General features: G+C 66.8%; 13 protein-coding genes. 12 read left to right on the forward strand and 1 reads right to left on the reverse strand.

The window, feature by feature from the left end; genetic code table 11:
• Window positions 1-3: 3 nt before the first annotated feature.
• The 8 genes from tsaE (at window position 4) to guaD (ending at window position 10,340) form a co-directional block, all read left to right on the forward strand.
• Window positions 4-507, forward strand: coding sequence for a tRNA (adenosine(37)-N6)-threonylcarbamoyltransferase complex ATPase subunit type 1 TsaE (gene tsaE, locus K320_RS19405; RefSeq protein WP_029695751.1), 504 nt, complete (start codon window positions 4-6; stop codon window positions 505-507).
• A complete protein-coding gene (locus tag K320_RS0103025) occupies window positions 492-1,871 on the forward strand; it encodes an N-acetylmuramoyl-L-alanine amidase (protein ID WP_024537406.1) in 1,380 nt (459 codons plus the stop codon). The genes tsaE and K320_RS0103025 overlap by 16 nt, the downstream gene beginning before the upstream one ends.
• 257 nt (window positions 1,872-2,128) lie before the next feature.
• Entirely contained in the window at window positions 2,129-2,584 is a 456-nt protein-coding gene (locus tag K320_RS0103030) for an Lrp/AsnC family transcriptional regulator (protein ID WP_024537407.1), read from the forward strand.
• A gap of 163 nt (window positions 2,585-2,747) precedes the next feature.
• Window positions 2,748-4,295, forward strand: coding sequence for a xanthine dehydrogenase small subunit (gene xdhA, locus K320_RS0103035; protein ID WP_024537408.1), 1,548 nt, complete (start codon window positions 2,748-2,750; stop codon window positions 4,293-4,295).
• An 11-nt stretch (window positions 4,296-4,306) separates the two neighbouring features.
• Window positions 4,307-6,736 (forward strand): xanthine dehydrogenase molybdopterin binding subunit, encoded by a 2,430-nt coding sequence (gene xdhB / locus K320_RS0103040; RefSeq protein ID WP_024537409.1) that lies wholly within the window; start codon window positions 4,307-4,309, stop codon window positions 6,734-6,736.
• A gap of 21 nt (window positions 6,737-6,757) precedes the next feature.
• A complete protein-coding gene (locus K320_RS0103045) occupies window positions 6,758-7,726 on the forward strand; it encodes a LysR family transcriptional regulator (protein ID WP_051384813.1) in 969 nt (322 codons plus the stop codon).
• 43 nt (window positions 7,727-7,769) lie between these two features.
• Complete coding sequence (locus K320_RS0103050; RefSeq protein WP_024537410.1) at window positions 7,770-9,062, forward strand: NCS2 family permease; 1,293 nt, start codon at window positions 7,770-7,772, stop codon at window positions 9,060-9,062.
• A gap of 3 nt (window positions 9,063-9,065) precedes the next feature.
• Window positions 9,066-10,340, forward strand: a complete 1,275-nt coding sequence (gene guaD / locus K320_RS0103055; RefSeq protein WP_024537411.1) for a guanine deaminase — start codon at window positions 9,066-9,068, stop codon at window positions 10,338-10,340.
• A gap of 83 nt (window positions 10,341-10,423) precedes the next feature.
• Here the strand turns inward: guaD and K320_RS0103060 are convergent, their stop codons facing one another.
• Window positions 10,424-11,080 carry a DedA family protein gene (locus K320_RS0103060; protein ID WP_024537412.1) on the reverse strand — a complete coding sequence of 219 codons (657 nt, stop codon included), beginning with the start codon at window positions 11,078-11,080 and terminating at the stop codon, window positions 10,424-10,426.
• A gap of 177 nt (window positions 11,081-11,257) precedes the next feature.
• Here K320_RS0103060 and K320_RS0103065 point away from each other — a divergent pair, with 177 nt between their 5' ends.
• The 4 genes from K320_RS0103065 to K320_RS0103080 are packed head-to-tail and all read left to right on the forward strand — an operon-like array spanning window position 11,258 to window position 17,717.
• Window positions 11,258-12,436 (forward strand): efflux RND transporter periplasmic adaptor subunit, encoded by a 1,179-nt coding sequence (locus tag K320_RS0103065; RefSeq protein WP_024537413.1) that lies wholly within the window; start codon window positions 11,258-11,260, stop codon window positions 12,434-12,436.
• A 12-nt stretch (window positions 12,437-12,448) separates the two neighbouring features.
• On the forward strand, window positions 12,449-15,637 hold the full coding sequence (locus K320_RS0103070; RefSeq protein ID WP_024537414.1) for an efflux RND transporter permease subunit: 3,189 nt from the start codon (window positions 12,449-12,451) through the stop codon (window positions 15,635-15,637).
• Complete coding sequence (locus tag K320_RS0103075; RefSeq protein ID WP_029695754.1) at window positions 15,634-17,085, forward strand: efflux transporter outer membrane subunit; 1,452 nt, start codon at window positions 15,634-15,636, stop codon at window positions 17,083-17,085. Before K320_RS0103070 ends, K320_RS0103075 begins: the two co-directional genes overlap by 4 nt.
• The gene (locus K320_RS0103080; protein WP_024537416.1) at window positions 17,082-17,717 is read left to right on the forward strand and encodes a TetR/AcrR family transcriptional regulator; all 636 of its coding nucleotides are present in this window, start codon (window positions 17,082-17,084) and stop codon (window positions 17,715-17,717) included. Before K320_RS0103075 ends, K320_RS0103080 begins: the two co-directional genes overlap by 4 nt.
• The last annotated feature ends 28 nt before the right edge of the window (window positions 17,718-17,745 follow it).

The raw sequence follows: 17,745 nt of genomic DNA on the forward strand, positions 1-17,745 counted from the left end.
AAAATGCCTGACTCCCCCGCCATGCAGCCACCCTTGTCCCTGCAATGGCCATCCGAAGAAGCTACCGAGCGCTTTGCCCGGCGGCTGGCGCGGCTGCCGCAGCTGGCCAACGCCTTCATCACCCTGCACGGCGACCTGGGCGCGGGCAAGACCACGCTGGTGCGCCATCTGCTGCGCGCGCTGGGTGTCACGGGACGCATCAAAAGCCCGACCTATGCGGTGGTGGAGCCCTACCAGGCGGGCGGCCTCGCCATCTGGCACTTCGATTTTTACCGCTTCAGCGACCCGCGTGAGTGGGAAGACGCCGGCTTCCGGGACATTTTCGCCAGCCCGGGGCTGAAGCTGGCAGAATGGCCAAAAAATGCCGAAAAATGCTTGCCCGATGCAGACTTGGAACTTGAAATTCACGTAGAGGATGATGACAATAGGCGCGTCACGCTGCGTGCGGCCACTCCCTTGGGCCATGCGCTGCTGAGCGAATTGGCCCCGCCATGCGCAAATCCCTGAACCTTTCGCCACTGCACCGCCGCACCGTGCTGCAAGCCGGTACGCTGGCGCTGCTCCTCGGTACCCGGCAAATCGCACGCGGCGCGAGCATCGTGGCGGTGCGCATCTGGCCCGCCCAGGATTACTCCCGCGTCACCATCGAATCCGACCAACCGCTGGCCACCACGCAGCAGTTCGTGCCCGAGCCGCCGCGCCTGGCGGTGGACATCGAGGGCATGAACCTCAACGCGCAACTGCGCGAGCTGGTGGGCAAGGTCAGGCCCGACGACCCCAACATCGCCGCGATCCGCATCGGCCAGTACCAGCCAGGCGTCGTGCGCATGGTGCTCGACCTGAAGCACGCCGCGCGCCCGCAGGTGTTCTCCCTGCCGCCTGTGGCCGCCTACCGCAATCGGCTGGTGCTGGATCTGTACCCGGCCGAGGCGCCAGATCCCTTGAGCAGCCTGATCGCCGAGCGCACGGGTGCTTCGGCGAACGCCGCCGCGCCGGCGCCAGAAGCCGCCGGCGACCCTCTGGGCGAGCTCATTGCCAGCCGGCCCCGCACCGGCGCAGAGCGGCCTGCCGGCACTCCAGCGCCGGCGCCGGCCATGGCTGCCGCAGCGCCTGCGCCGGTGCCCGCACCCGCGGTCGCGCGCGGCACCGACCGCATCATCATCGTCGCGCTCGATCCTGGTCACGGCGGCGAAGACCCGGGTGCGACCGGCCCGCAGGGCACGCGCGAGAAGGACGTGGTGCTCAAGGTGGCCTACCTGCTGCGCGACCGCATCAACGCCACCCGCATCGGCGGCAACCCGATGCGGGCCTATCTGACGCGCGACGCCGATTTCTTCGTGCCGCTGGCCACCCGCGTGGCCAAGGCGCGGCGCGTGCAGGCCGACCTATTCGTCTCCATCCACGCCGATGCCTTCACCACGCCCGACGCGCGCGGCGCCAGCGTCTTCGCGCTCAGCCAGGGCGGCGCATCGAGCTCGGCCGCGCGCTGGCTCGCGAACAAGGAAAACCAGGCCGACCTGATCGGCGGCGTGAACGTCGGCGTGCAAGACCGGCATGTGCAGCGCGCCATGCTGGACATGAGCACCACGGCGCAGATCAACGACAGCCTCAAGCTCGGCGGCGTGCTGCTGGGCGAGATCGGCTCGATGGCGAAACTGCACAAGGCACGCGTCGAACAGGCGGGCTTTGCGGTACTGAAGGCGCCGGACATCCCCAGCGTGCTGGTGGAAACCGCCTTCATCAGCAACCCCGAAGAAGAAGCGCGCCTGCGCACCGCCGCCTACCAGGAGCAGCTGGCCGACGCGCTGATGCGCGGCATCAAGCGCTACTTTGCCAAGAACCCGCCGCTGGCGCGCAGCCGCAGCGTTTAGAGCACGCTGAAAAATGCGCCACTGCTGGTCAGCATCTGCCTGCTGCCCGGCACAACCCATAGCCCCCACAAGCCAAGCGCCCCACCCGGCGGTAACCGGATGGGGCCTTGAACCACTGGCATGCGCTTTGGTAAAGCGCGTTGACAAGGCAATACTGTAGTGCGCCCGGCACAATATGTTTTACTGAATTTGCCTGATTTTTCGATTAAAAAAGAATATTTTTCCAAAAATAATCCATCAGTGAAATAATTTCCCGGATGGACAAAATTGACAGAAAAATCCTCTCCGCACTGCAAGCCAACTCCCGTGCCAGCCTGCAAGAGATCGGCGCCGCCGTCGGCCTGAGCCCCTCGCCCTGCTGGGGCCGCATCAAGAAGATGGAAGAGGCCGGTGTCATCACCGGCTACACCGTGCGCCTGAACCCCGCGGCACTCGGCCTTGCCGAGACAGTGCTCGTCATGGTCACGCTGGACAGCCATTCGGACAACACGCTGGAAAAATTCGGTCAGGTGCTGGCGACGATTCCGGAAATCGTCGAGGCGCACCTGGTCTCGGGCGAATACGACTACCTGCTGCGCATCGTCGTCAAGGACACGCGCGATTACGAGCGCCTGCTGCGCGAGAAGCTCTACAAGATCAAGGGCATACGCCACAGCCAATCCAGCTTTGTGCTGCGCACGCTCAAATCGGCCGACCTCCCCCTCGACGCATAGCCCTGCGCCAAGCGGTTCACCCGTATAAGGGAAAACCCACCTGTCATATGCCTCGGCGCATAGTCAGTATGAACCCCCAAGGCTGGCATTGCGGCCAGAAGCGTCGCACCATAGGGCATTCGCCTTGAACGAGGCGGTGCGTCGCGCACACACGGAAAACGCCATGACAGAACCCGCTTCCACATCTCCCATCCGCTTCTATTTCCAGGGCCGGATCGTCAACGTCACCGGCGTGCAGACCACGCGCTCGCTGCTGGACTGGCTGCGCGAAAACCGCCGCCAGATGGGCACCAAGGAGGGCTGCAACGAGGGCGACTGCGGCGCCTGCACCGTGGTGCTGGGCGAGCTCGATGCCCAGGGCGCACTGCAGCTGCAGTCGGTCAACGCCTGCATCCAGTTTCTGCCGACGCTGGATGGCAAGGCGCTGTTCACCGTGGAAGACCTCGCCAGCCTCGCCCCCACCGGCAAGGATGGCAAACCGGCGCTGCACCCGGCGCAGCAGGCGATGGTCGAGTGCCACGGCTCGCAATGCGGCTTCTGCACGCCGGGCATCGTGATGACGCTCTGGGGCAGCTACGAGCAGCATCTGCAGAGCGGTACACGCCCGACGCGCCAGCAGCTGGCCGATGACCTCTCGGGCAATCTGTGCCGCTGCACCGGCTACCGCCCCATCCTGGACGCCGGCCAGCGCATGTTCGACCTGCCCGAGGCACGCCTCGCACGCAAGGCGGTGGTCGATGCGCTGCAAGCCATCCAGCGCGACAAGGCACTGGACTACAGCGCCGCCCATGCCACGCCGCAGGGCGTTCGCACCGACCACTTCCACGCGCCGCGCACGCTCGATGAACTGGCCCGGTTGCGCGCCGACAAGCCCCAGGCGCGCGTGCTGGCGGGCTGCACGGATATCGGCCTGTGGGTCAACAAGGCCTTCCGCGACGTGGGCGATCTGATCTACGTCGGCAACGTGGCCGAGATGCGCAAAGTCGAGGAACGCGGCGACCACCTCTGGATCGGCGCCGGCGCCCCGCTGGAAGACGCCTGGCGCGCCCTGGTGCAGCGCGCGCCCAGCCTGATGGATGTCTGGCTGCGCTTTGCCTCGCTCCCCATCCGCCATGCCGGCACCATGGGCGGCAACGTGGCCAACGGCTCGCCCATCGGCGATTCGCCCCCGATCCTGATGGCGCTCGATGCCTCCGTTGAACTGCGCAAGGGCAAAACGGTGCGCACCCTGCCCCTGCCCGATCTGTACCTGGACTACATGAAGAACGCGATGCAGGAAGGCGAATTCGTGCAGGCCATCACCGTGCCGCTCGCGGCCTTTGCGCGCCAGGTGCGCGGCTACAAGATCAGCAAGCGCTTTGACTGCGACATCTCGGCCATCTGCGCCGGCATGGCCGTCGAGCTGGATGGCGGCATCGTCCGATCGGTGCGCCTGGCCTATGGCGGCATGGCGGGCACCGTCAAGCGCGCGGCGCACGCCGAAGCCGCGCTGCTGGGCCAGCCCTGGACGCAGGAAGCCGCGCACGCCGCCCAGCAGGCGCTGGCGCAGGATTTTTCACCCTTGACCGACATGCGCGCCACCAGCGGCTACCGCATGCAGGTGGCGCAAAATCTGCTGCAGCGCCTGTGGCTGGAAACCCGCGCCGTGGCGCCGCTGGCCGGCCACGCCACCAGCGTCTTCAGCGTGCTGCCGCACGCCGCCACCGTCTGAAGGAGACCACGATGAACACCCGTGTTGCCGAAGAACTCCTGCGCAAGGGCGAGCCCTTCGCCGATTACCAGCACAACCTCAAGGCCCGTTTCAATACCGGCGCCGAGGCGAATGCGCTGCAAGCCGGCGCGCGCGTGGGCGTCAGCCATCCGCACGAATCGGCCGCCCTGCACGTGACCGGCACGGCCACCTATTGCGACGACATTGCCGAGCTGACCGGCACGCTGCACTGCGCGCTCGGGCTTTCGCCCGTGGCAGCGGGCAAGCTGCTGGAGAGCGATCTTGCCGCGGTGCGTGCCATGCCGGGCGTGGTGCGCGTGTTCACCGCCTCTGATATTCCCGGCGAGAACAACTGCGGCTCGGTGCTGCACGACGACCCCATCCTGTGCGACGGCGAGATCCGTTTCCTCGGCCAGCCGGTGTTCGCCGTGGTGGCCGAAACCCGCGATCAGGCGCGCCGCGCCGCCGCGCTGGCCAGGACCGTGCTCAGGACCGAAGCCGCCGAACCCGTGCTCACGCCGCGCCAGGCGCACGAGAAGCAGCAATACGTCGTGCCGCCCATGCATCTGGCGCGCAGCGCCTCGGGCAAGGACGAGGCAGGTATCCGTGCGACGATTGAAAAGGCGCCGCACCGCCTCACGGGCAGCCTGGACGTGGGCGGGCAGGAGCAGTTCTATCTGGAAGGCCAGATCAGCTACGCGCTGCCCAAGGAGGGCGGCGGCATGCACATCCACTGCTCCACGCAGCACCCGAGCGAAATGCAGTTCCTGGTGGCGCACGCGCTGGGCATCCAGGCGCATGCGGTGCTGGTGGAATGCCGGCGCATGGGCGGAGGCTTCGGCGGCAAGGAATCGCAATCCGGGCAGTTCGCCTGCATCGCGGCCATGGCCGCGCGCGCGCTGAACCGCCCCGTGAAGCTGCGCCTGGACCGCGACGACGATTTCATGATCACCGGCCGGCGCCACGGCTTCTGGTACGAATACGACGTGGGCTACGACGACGCCGGCCACATCCTCGGCGTGACGCTGCAGATGGTCTCGCACGCCGGACACTCGGCCGATCTCTCGGCCGCGGTGATGACGCGCGCGGTCTGCCACTTCGACAACGCCTACTGGCTACCGGAAGTGGCCATGCACGGCTTTTGCGGCAAGACCAACACGCAGAGCAACACGGCGTTCCGCGGTTTCGGCGGCCCGCAGGGCGCGATCTGCGTCGAGTACATCCTCGACAGCATCGCGCGCACGCTGGGCAAGGACGCACTGGCGGTCCGCCGCGCCAATTTCTACGGCACGAGCGAGCGCAACGTGACGCCCTACCGCCAGACGGTGACGGACAACATCATCGATGAAGTGGTCGACCAACTGGAGGTCAGCAGCGACTACCAGGCGCGCCGCGCCGAGGTGGCCGCATTCAACGCGGGCAGCGGAGTGCTCAAGAAAGGGCTGGCGCTGACCCCCGTCAAGTTCGGCATCAGCTTCAATGTCAAGCACCTGAACCAGGCCGGAGCACTCGTGCATGTGTACGTGGACGGCTCCATCCTCGTCAACCACGGCGGCACCGAGATGGGCCAGGGCCTGAACACCAAGGTGGCGCAGGTGGTGACGCATGAGCTGGGCGTGAATTTCGCGCGCGTGCGCCTCTCCGCGACCGACACCAGCAAAGTGGCCAACACGTCCGCGACCGCCGCCTCCACCGGCGCGGATCTCAACGGCAAGGCGGCACAGGATGCGGCGCGCCAGATCCGCGAGCGCCTGGCGGCCAACGTGGCCCAGCGCCACGGGGGCAAGCCGGAGGACGTGCGCTTTGCCAACGAAAAGGTGCTCGTGAACGGCAAGCAGCTGGATTTCAGCGCCGTCGTCGCCGACGCCTACCTGGACCGCGTGCAACTCTGGTCTGACGGTTTTTACGCGACGCCCGGCCTCTCCTGGGACGCCAAGACCATGCACGGCCGCCCGTTCTACTACTACGCCTACGGCGCCGCCGTGAGCGAAGTCGTCGTCGATACCCTGACCGGCGAATGGAAGCTGCTGCGCGCCGACCTGCTGCACGACGTGGGCCAGTCGCTCAACCCGGCGGTGGATATCGGCCAGGTCGAGGGCGGCTTCATTCAGGGCATGGGCTGGATGACGATGGAAGAGCTGGCATGGCATCCCAAGACCGGCCTCTTGATGACGCACGCCCCCAGCACCTACAAGATTCCCACGGCCAACGACTGTCCGCCGGTCTTCAACGTCAAGCTGTTCGAGGGCCGCAACACCGAGGATGCCATCCACCGCAGCAAGGCCGTGGGCGAACCGCCGCTGCTGCTGCCGTTCTCGGTGTTCTTCGCGATCCGCGATGCGATTGCCGCCGTGGGGAGCGGCAGGGTCAATCCGCCGCTGCAGGCGCCAGCGACCAGCGAAGCGATCCTGCGCGCCATCACCACAGTACAGGCCGGCTGACGCCGCAGCTTCGCGACGCCGATGGAGCACCACGCGCCACCGACAGCCGCAGGCGCCCCGCATCCGGGCGTCGAGCGCGCGTTCTTCGATCGCGTGGACCTGCACCTGGTCCGCGTGCTGCACACCGTTCTGACCGAGCGCAGCGTCTCGCGCGCGGCGCTGCGCCTGGGTATGAACCAGCCGGCGGCTTCGGCCGCGCTCAAGCGCCTGCGCGATCTCACCGGCGACCCGCTGCTGGTCAGAAGCGGCGCCGAGATGGTCGTCACCGACATCGCGCAGCAACTCATCGAACCAGCCGCCGCGGTGCTGCACGCCGCCGAACAGCTCTTCACCGGCACGCGTGCCTTCGATGCGAAGACCAGCGCCATCACCTTCAACATCGCCGCCAGCGATTACCTCGACCCGCTGTTTCTGCCGCACCTCGTGACCGACATCAAGCGCGAGGCGCCGCTCGCGCACGTGGCCATCCACGCGCTCACGCGCGAGGCCGACTACCGCGCGCAGCTGGCGCAGGGCGAGGTCGACCTGGTCATAGGCAACTGGCTGCAGCCGCCGGACGATCTGCACATCGCCCAGCTCTTCAGCGATGAAGCCGTCTCGCTCGTGAGCCGCCACCACCCGGCGGTGGAAAAAGGCTGGAGCGTGCACGAGTGGCTCGCCGCCGAGCATGTCGCACCCATGCCCACCTTCCCCGGTGCGCGCGGCATCATCGACCAGGTGCTGAGCAGCCAGGGCCTGGTGCGCAACATCGTGGTGCGCAGCGCCTACTTCGGCCTGATCCCCGAAATGGTGGCGCACAGCCGGCTCGTGCTCACCACCGGGCGCCAGCATTGCGAACGCATCGCCGCCGGGCTGCCGCTGGCCATCCTGCCCTGCCCCGTGCCCATGCCGCCGATGCACTACTACCAGCTCTGGCACACACGCAGCCAGCATGCGGCCAGCGCGCGCTGGCTGCGCGAGCGCGTGAAAAAAGCCATCCAGGCGCTCTGACCCTTTCACCTTCCCCCACCGGCAACAATACAGGAGACAACCAATGCTGGAGCAACTCTTCAAGCTCAAGGAGCACGGGACCACCGTGCGCACCGAGCTGATCGCGGGCCTCACGACCTTCCTCACGATGGCCTACATCATCTTCGTGAACCCCTCGATCCTCGGCGATGCCGGCATGCCCAAGGATGCGGTCTTCGTCGCCACCTGCCTGATCGCCGCGCTCGGCACGGCGGTGATGGCGCTGTATGCCAATTACCCCATCGCGCTGGCCCCCGGCATGGGGCTGAACGCCTATTTCTCGTACGCGGTGGTGCTGCACATGGGCTTCACCTGGGAGGCGGCGCTGGGCGCGGTGTTCATCTCGGGCTGCCTGTTCCTGTTCGTCACGCTCACCGGCATACGCGGGCTCATCATCAACGGCATACCGCAATCGCTGCGCATGGCGATCACCGTCGGCATCGGCCTGTTCCTGTCGCTGATCGCGCTCAAGAGCGCGGGCATCGTCGTCGGCTCGGAGGCCACGCTGGTGACGCTGGGCGATCTGCACAAGCCCAGCGTGATCCTGGCCGTCATCGGCTTTCTGATCATGGTGGCGTTCGACCGCATGAAGGTGCGCGGCGCGATCCTGATCGGCATCATCGCCGTCACCATCCTCTCGTTCTTCTTCGGCGGCAACGAATTCCGCGGCATCTTCTCGGCACCGCCGTCGATCGAACCCACGCTCTTCAAGCTCGACATCCACACCGCGCTGACCAAGGGCCTGCTCAACGTCGTGCTGGTGTTCTTCCTTGTCGAGCTGTTTGACGCCACCGGCACGCTGATGGGCGTGGCGCGCCGCGCCGGGCTGCTGGTGCCGGGCAAGATGGACCGGCTGAACAAATCCCTCTTCGCCGACAGCGCCGCGATCTTCGCGGGATCGCTGCTGGGTACTTCCAGCACCACGGCCTATGTGGAGAGCGCCTCGGGCGTACAGGCCGGCGGACGCACGGGCCTGACCGCACTGACCGTTTCAGTGCTGTTTCTCGCAGCGCTTTTCATAGCGCCTCTCGCAGGCGCAGTACCGGCTTACGCCACGGCACCTGCCCTTTTCTTTGTTGGCTGCCTGATGCTGCGCGATCTGACCGAGCTGGACTGGAACGAATCCACCGAGGTCATCCCGGCCGCCATCACCGCGCTGATGATGCCCTTCACCTACTCGATCGCCAACGGCCTGGCGTTCGGCTTCATCTCGTATGCGGCGATCAAGCTCTTCACCGGCCGCGTGAAGGAGGTGCACTGGATGGTGTGGCTCATCGCCATCGTGTTCCTGTTCAAGTTTTTCTACGTCGGGGGGTAAGCCATGCAAGGCTGGCGTGCGCAATTGCTGCGCTTTGATGCGCAGGGTCAGGCACTGTTCGACAGCGACGGTTTGCTCGTCACCGGGCTGGGCACCGATGGCGTGCAGCGCGTGGTCGATGCCGGGCCTTACCGGGCCGTGGCCGCGCGCCACCCCGGCGTGCCCGTCACGCACCTGGCGGGGCGGCTCATTGCGCCCGGCTTCATCGACATGCATGTGCATTACCCGCAGACCGACATCATCGGCTCGCCCGCTGACGGGTTGTTGCCCTGGCTGGAAAACTACACCTTCCCGGCAGAGACGCGGTTCTCCGATCCCGGCTACGCCGCCGAAGTCGCCAACGTGTTCTTTTCGGAGCTGCAGCGCAACGGCGTGACCACGGCGCTCACCTTTGCCACGGCGCATCCTGCTTCGGTGGATGCCTTCTTTCACGAAGCGCACAAGCGCGGCCTGCGCATGATGGGCGGCAAGGTGCTGCAGGACCGCAACTCCCCGGACGGCCTGCGCGACGAGACCGAGCAAAGCCTGATCGATACCGAAACCCTGATCCAGCGCTGGCACGGCAAGGACCGCCTGGGCTACGCCATCACACCGCGTTTTGCGCCCACCAGCAGTGCCGCGCAGCTGCGCGGCGCGGGCGAACTGGCGGCGAAGTATGCCGACACCTGGGTGCATTCACATGTGGCGGAAAACCGCGACGAAGTGCGCTGGGCGGCCGAGTTGTACCCGGGCGCGCGCTCCTACCTCACGGTGTACGAAGACTTCGGCCTGCTGCGTGGGCGCGCGGTCTATGCCCACTGCATCCACCTCGATGAAGCGGACCGGGCCCTGATGCACGAGCGCGGCGCCGCCGCCGCCGTCAGCCCCACGAGCAACCTGTTCCTGGGCAGTGGCTTCTTCAACTTCCGCGCCGCGGATGCCGCCCGGATGCTGCACGGCCTGGCCAGCGACGTGGGCGGCGGCACGAGCTTTTCACCCTTTCGCACCATGCTGGCGGCCTATTTCGTAGGGCGCGAAGGGCAGAGCAAACCGGGACTGTCGCTGGCGCCTTCGCACCTGTGGTGGCTGCACACCGGCGCCGCCGCGCGGGCACTCGGCCTGGAAGGCGTGGTGGGCACGCTGGCCACCGGCAGCGAGGCCGACTTCGTCGTGCTCAACCCCGACGCCATCCCCCTGCTGTCGCGCAAGGCCAAGCGGGCGGAGAACCTGGAAGAGCTGCTGTTTGCGCTGATCGTGCTGGGCGACGATAGGGTGGTGGAGCAGGTGATAACCGCTTGAGGGAGGTTTGGCGTTCATGAAGAGGTTCAGCGTTCGGCGTTGAGCGTTCGGCGTGGACTGCCGAAAACGCCAACGCTCAACGCTCAACGCTCAACGCTCAACCCCTTCCCGCGCCCGCTTCTCCAGGCACCATAGATCGCGATCAGCCCCGGCACCAGAATCAGCGCCCAGATGATCTTCTCCAGATTTTCTTTCACCCACGGCAGGTTGCCGAAGAAGTGGCCGGCGCTGCAAAGCCCCAGCACCCAGATCAGCGCCCCCAGCACGTTATAGGCGGTGAAGCGCGTGCGGTTCATCGCCGCCACGCCGCCCACGAAGGGCGCGAAGGTGCGGATGAAGGGCATGAAGCGCGCCAGCACGATGGTGATGCCGCCGTAGCGCTCGTAGAACGCATGCGCCTGGTCGAACGCCTTGCGGTTGAACCAGCGCGAGTTCTCCCACTGGAATACGCGCGGTCCCAGGTGGTGGCCGATCTGGAAGTTGCATTGGTCACCCAGGATGGCCGCCGCCAGCAGCACCGCGCAGGCGGCGGAAAAATCCAGCAGACCCGCGCCGCTGAGCGCCCCGGTGATGAAAAGCAGCGAATCGCCAGGCAAAAAGGGCATCACCACCACGCCCGTCTCGACGAAGACGATGAGAAACAGCAGCGCGTAAACCCACGCACCGTAATTCGCGACGAAGGCGCTCAGATAGCGGTCGACGTGCAGGATGAAGTCGGCCAATTGCATCACAATGTCCATGGCTGGGAATTATCGCGGCTGCGCGCCCAGGCCCATGGCTCCGCTGGTCGCGACAGGCCGGAGGATGCGGCCAGGTCTTGACAAAAAGAGAATGATCGTTCAAACTACAAACTTTCCAGCCCTCCCATCCTTTCAGGCACGCCTGCCGTTCAGGTGTCGCAGACTTCACCCATGCCCATGCACTCCCACTCTCTGAAGCTCGCCCCATTGGCCCTTGTGGCTCTGCTTGCTGCCTGTGGCGGCGGCAATGAGCCGCCCGCCGCACCAGCGGCTCCGCCGCCGGGCGCCGTCTCCGTCTTCACCCTGAAGGCGCAGGACGTCGCCCTGACCCGGGAGTTGCCCGGCCGGGTGGCTTCGTCGCTGATCGCGGAAGTCCGCCCCCAGGTGAGCGGCGTGGTGCAGCGCCGGCTGTTCACCGAGGGCGGGCTGGTCAAGGCCGGCCAGCCGCTGTACCAATTGGACGACGCCAGCTATCGCGCGGATGTCAACAGCGCGCGCGCCTCGCTGGCCCGTGCCCAGGCCACGCTGGAATCGGCGCAATTGAAGGCCAAACGCTCGACCGAACTCGTGGCGATCGAAGCCGTGAGCACGCAGGACCATGAAAATGCCATGGCAGCGCTGCGCGAGGCCCAGGCCGATGTGGACGTGGCCAAGGCCGCGCTGGAGGGGCGCCAGGTACTGCTGAACCACGCCCGCATCACCTCCCCGATCAGCGGGCGCATCGGCAGATCGTCGGTCACCCAGGGCGCGCTCGTCACGGCGGCGCAAGGCACGCCGCTGGCGACCGTGCAGCAGACCGATCCAGTCTATGTGGATCTGACGCAATCGGCCAGCGAGCTGCTGCAGCTGCGCAAGGAACTCTCGGCCGGGAAACTGACCCGGACCAGCAACGTGCCGGTGCAGATCGTGCTGGAAGATGGCTCGCCCTATGCGCACGCCGGCAAGCTGGACTTCTCCGAGGTCAGCGTGGATCCGGGCACCGGCAGCTTCGCACTGCGCGTCACGGTCAAGAATCCGGAGGGACTGCTCATGCCCGGCATGTATGTGCGTGCCGTGGTCGGCAACGGTGAGCGCGGCAACGGCCTGCTCGTGCCGCAGCAGGGCATCGCGCGCGACCCCAAGGGCAATGCCTCCGCGCTCGTGGTCAAGGACGGCAAGGTGGAAGTGCGTCCGGTGCAGGTGAACCGCACGATCGGCGACAAGTGGCTGGTGGACGGCGGTCTGGCCGCGGGCGATCAGGTGATCGTCGAAGGCCTGCAGAAGGTCAGGCCGGGCATGGCCGTGACGGTCACCGAAGCGCCAGCCGCAGCCACCTCCGCGGCGCCTGCCGCCCCGGCCGACGGGCCCGCCAAGTAAGGACGCAGGCTCATGGCACGCTTTTTCATCGATCGCCCCATCTTCGCGTGGGTCATCGCGATCATCATCATGCTGGCAGGGGGGCTTGCGATATTCACCCTGCCGATCTCCCAGTACCCGACGATCGCCCCGCCCACGGTGTCGATCAACGCCAACTACCCGGGCGCATCGGCCAAGGTGGTGCAGGATTCGGTGACCCAGATCATCGAGCAGAACATGAAGGGCCTCGACGGCCTGCTGTACTTTTCCTCGACCAGCGAGGGCAACGGCAACGCCACGATCGAGCTGACCTTCGCCAACGGCACCAATCCCGACACCGCGCAGGTACAGGTACAGAACAAGCTGGCGCTGGCAACGCCGCTGTTGCCGCAGGAAGTGCAGCGCCAGGGCGTCAACGTCACCAAGTCCGCCACCGGCTTCCTGCAGGTGCTCGGTTTCGTCTCCGAAGACGGCAGCATGACGGTGGACGACATCTCGGACTACGTCGGCGCCAACCTCGTCGATCCGCTCAGCCGCGTTCCCGGCGTGGGCACCATCCAGGTTTTCGGCGCCAAGTACGCCATGCGCATCTGGCTCGACCCGAACAAGCTCAACACCTACCGGCTCAGCCCGGCCGACGTGAGCGCAGCGGTGCAGGCCCAGAACGCGCAAGTGGCGGTGGGTTCGCTCGGCGGTGCGCCAGCCATCAAGGGCCAGCAGATCAATGCCACGATCACCGCGCAGGACCGCCTGCAGACACCCGAGCAGTTCCGCGAAATCGTGCTGCGCAGCAACCCCGACGGTTCAGTGCTCAAGCTCGGCGACGTGGCGCGCGTGGAAATGGGCGCGGAGAACTACGAATTCATCACCCGCTACAGCGGCCAGCCCGCCACCGGCGTCGCCATCTCGCTGGCCACTGGCGCCAATGCGCTGGATGCGGCGGTCGGGGTCCAGAAGACGCTGGACGAGCTGCAGCCCTTCTTTCCGCCCGGCCTGAAGGCCGTGACGGCGTTCGACACCACGCCGTTCGTGCGCGTCTCCATCTCGGGCGTGGTTCAGACCCTGGCCGAAGCGATCGTCCTGGTGTTCCTGGTGATGTACCTGTTCCTGCAGAATTTCCGCGCCACGCTGATCCCCACGATCGCCGTGCCGGTGGTGCTGCTGGGCACCTTCGGAGTGCTGGCGGTGCTGGGCTTTTCGGTCAACATGCTGACCATGTTCGCGATGGTGCTGGCGATTGGCCTGCTGGTCGACGATGCCATCGTGGTGGTCGAGAACGTCGAGCGCATCATGAGCGAGGAGGGTCTGTCGCCGCTGGAGGCGACGCGCAAGTCGATGTCGGAAATCACCGGCGCGCTGGTCGGCATCGCGCTGGTGCTCTCGGCGGTGTTCGTGCCGATGGCTTTCATGTCGGGCTCCACGGGCATCATTTACCGGCAGTTCTCGGTCACCATCGTCTCGGCCATGGCGCTCTCGGTGCTGGTCGCCATCGTCCTCACACCGGCGCTGTGCGCCACCATGCTCAAGCCCCTCACCAAGGGCGAGCACCACGGCTCGCGCGGCTTCTTCGGCTGGTTCAACCGCACCTTCGAGCGCGGCAACAAGGGCTACCAGCGCGGCGTCGGCGGCATCCTCTCGCGTTCCAAGCGCGTGGTGCTGATCTACGCCGCCCTGGTGGTGGCGATGGGCCTGCTGTTCATGCGCCTGCCCAGCTCCTTCCTGCCCGGCGAAGACCAGGGCGTGCTGTTCGCCCAGGTGCTGGCGCCGGCGGGTGCCACGCAGGAGCGCACCATGGAATCGATCGAAAAGCTGGAGAACCACTTCCTGAATAACGAGAAGGACGCCGTTGAGTCGATCTTCACCGTGCAGGGCTTCAGCTTTGCCGGCAGCGGCCAGAACAACGGTCTGGCGTTCGTCAAGCTCAAGGACTGGAGCGAGCGCACGACGCCGGATCTGAGCGCCAACGCGGTCGCGGGCCGTGGCATGGCCGCGCTCTCCCAGATCAAGGACGCCATGGTGTTCGCGTTCGCTCCCCCGGCGATGCCCGAACTGGGCACCGCCGCCGGCTTCACCTTCTACCTGAAGGACAACGCAGGCCTCGGCCATGAGGCCCTGGTGGCGGCGCGCAACCAGTTCCTCGGCGCCGCTGGGCAGGACAAGCTGCTGGTCAACGTGCGCCCCAACGGCCAGGAAGATACGCCCCAATTGCGCCTGGACATCGACAAGGAGAAAGCCAGCGCGCTCGGCCTGTCGATCGCCAACATCAACGCCACGCTGGCGACCGCCTGGGGCAGCCAGTACATCGACGACTTCATCGACCGGGGCCGCGTCAAGCGCGTCATACTGCAGTCGGATGCGGCCTACCGCATGGTGCCGGAAGATTTCAGGCAATGGTCGGTGCGCAACAACGCCGGCGAAATGGTGCCGTTCAGCACATTCGCCAGCTCGCACTGGGACTACGGCTCGCCGCGCCTGGAGCGCTACAACGGCGTGCCCGCGGTCCAGATCCAGGGTGAAGCCGCGCCGGGCGCGAGCTCGGGCGAGGCCATGGCCGCGGTGGAAAAAATCGCCGCCACGCTGCCCGCGGGCTTCGGCATCGAATGGACCGGCCTGTCCTACCAGGAGCGCCAGGCGGGCGCGCAAACGCCGCTGCTCTACACGCTGTCGCTGCTGATCGTGTTCCTGTGCCTGGCCGCCCTGTACGAGAGCTGGACCATCCCCACCGCCGTGCTGCTGGTGGCGCCGCTGGGCATTCTGGGCACCTCGCTGGCCGCGACCCTGCTGGGCATGCAGCGCGACGTCTATTTCCAGGTGGCGATGCTGACCACGGTGGGCCTGACCAGCAAGAACGCCATCCTGATCGTCGAGTTCGCCAAGGCCAACCTCGAAGGCGGCATGGAGCTCATCCAGGCCACCCTCACCGCCGTGCGCGACCGCCTGCGCCCGATCCTGATGACCTCGCTGGCCTTCGGCCTCGGCGTGCTGCCGCTGGCGCTCGCCAAAGGGGCCGGCTCGGGCGCGCAGAACGCCATCGGCACCGGCGTGCTCGGCGGCATGATCGTCGGCACGCTGCTGGGCCTGCTCTTCGTCCCCTTGTTCTTCGTGCTGGTGGAGCGCCTGTTCGTCAAGCGCAGGCCGCCCGTATCGCCTTCATTGCCCCCATTGCCCGCATCGACCGATCCGTCCTCGTCTTCCGGCCCGGTCGCAGGAGCCCATTCATGAATCGACCTTTGCTGAGCGCGGCCGCCCTGGCGGCGAGCCTTTTCCTGGTCGGCTGCGCCTCCCTGGCGCCCGAGCTGCCCCAGGCCGCTCCCGAGACTCCCGCGCAGTGGCCGCTGCCGCCGACCACCGGGGCTACCACGTACCTGTCCACGGCGCAGACCGCACCGGCGGACACGGATGCCAGCACCGTGGCCGCAGCCGACATCGGCTGGCGCGACTTCTTTGCCGACGCCAGGCTGCAGGAGCTCATCGCGCGGGCGCTGCACAACAACCGCGACCTGCGCACGGCGGTGCTGAACGTGGAAAAGGCGCGCGCCCAATACGGCATCCAGCGCGCCGACCGCCTGCCTTCGCTGGGCGCTGGCGCGCAAGCCGTGCGCAGCGGCGGCGATGCGCCGCAGGTACCGCAGATTTACACCGCCAACCTCAATGCGCAGTTCGAACTGGATCTGTTCGGCCGCGTACGCAGCCTCACCGACGCGGCCCTGGCCCGGTATCTGGCCACCGATGAAGCCCGGCGCGCCACGCAGCTGTCCCTGGTGGCGCAGGTGGCCCAAGTCTATCTGGCGCTGGGCACCGACCAGGCACTGCAGGGCATTGCACAGGCGACCTACGAGAACCAGCAGGCGTCCTACAAGCTGACCGAACAGCGCAAGCGGCTCGGTGCCGTGTCGGCGCTCGACCTGAGCCAGGCCCGCACGCTGCTGGAAACCGCGCGCACCGACGCCGCGCGTTTCGCGGGCCAGGTGGCGCAGGACATCAACGCCTTGACGCTGCTGGTCGGCCAGCCGGTCGAAGCCGCCCTGCTGCCCGCCAAGCGCCTGGATCCGCAGGCCAGCGGGCTGCAGGCGCTGCCGGCCGGGCTGCCGTCGGAAGTGCTGCTGCTCCGCCCGGACATCCTGCAGGCCGAACAGCAGCTGCGCGCGGCCAACGCGAACATCGGCGCGGCGCGTGCGGCCTTCTTCCCGTCGATCAGCCTGACGGCGAGCGCCGGCACCTCCAGCACCGAGCTCTCGGGGCTGTTCAACAACGGCAGCTTCGGCTGGAGCTTCATCCCGAGCATCAACATTCCGATCTTCCAGGGCGGGCGCCTGCAGGCCGGGCTTGATTCCAGCATCGCCGACCGCGACATCATGCTGGCGCAGTACGAAAAATCCATCCAATCGGGATTTCGCGAAGTGGCCGACGCGCTGGCACTGAGCCACACGCTGGCCGAACAAGGCCGGGCGCAAAAGGCCTTGCTGGATGCGGCAAGCCAGGCGCATGCGCTGTCCGAGGCCCGCTACAAGGCCGGGCAGGACAGCTACCTGACACTGCTGGACGCGCAACGCACCTTGTACGCTGCACAGCAAAGTCTGGCGGCCACCGAGTTGCAGACGCAGTCCAACCGCGTCACTCTCTACAAGGTTCTGGGCGGCGGATGGCTGGAGCAGACGGCACAACGGTGAACGAACCCAGGCGCACGCCACGGGGCGAAGCGCGGGCGCGGGCGCAGCGCGAGCGCATCCTCGCGGCCGCGCAGAAATGCTTTGTCGCGCACGGCTTTCACGCGGCCAGCATGGCGCAGATCAGCGAAACCGCGCAGATGAGCGCGGGCCTGATCTACCGCTACTTCAGCAGCAAGAACGCCATCATCCTGGCGATCATCGAACGCCAGCTGCAGGAAGCGCAGCACAGCATCGCGGCACTGACATCGAGCTCCGACCTGGTGACCCTGATGACCGAATTGCTCGAAAACAGGCACAGCAGCGTGGTGGATGTGTTCAACCCGGTGCTGTACCTGGAAATGTCGGCCCTGGCCGACCGCGAACCCGAGGTGGCTGCGGCCCTGGCCAACACCGACCGGATGCTCAGGGCCGACATGCGCCGTTGGCTGCGGCAGTTCACCCGCACGCAGGGGCTGACGCTGGCCCCGAAAGAAATCGAGCTGCGCCAGCTGGCGCTGCAATGCTTCTTCGAAGGCCTGGTGGTGCGCTCCGTGCGCAATCCGGATCTCGACCCGCGCGTCCTGGCCGCAGGCCTGGAGGAATTTCTTCGCCGCCTGCTGCCGCCGCCGGACCTGCCCGAGAGCGGACGATGAGCGGCGCCCACCTCTGCTGCGGACAGGC

This window comes from Comamonas badia DSM 17552, assembly GCF_000484635.1.
In the GTDB taxonomy this organism is placed as follows: domain Bacteria; phylum Pseudomonadota; class Gammaproteobacteria; order Burkholderiales; family Burkholderiaceae_C; genus Comamonas_C; species Comamonas_C badia.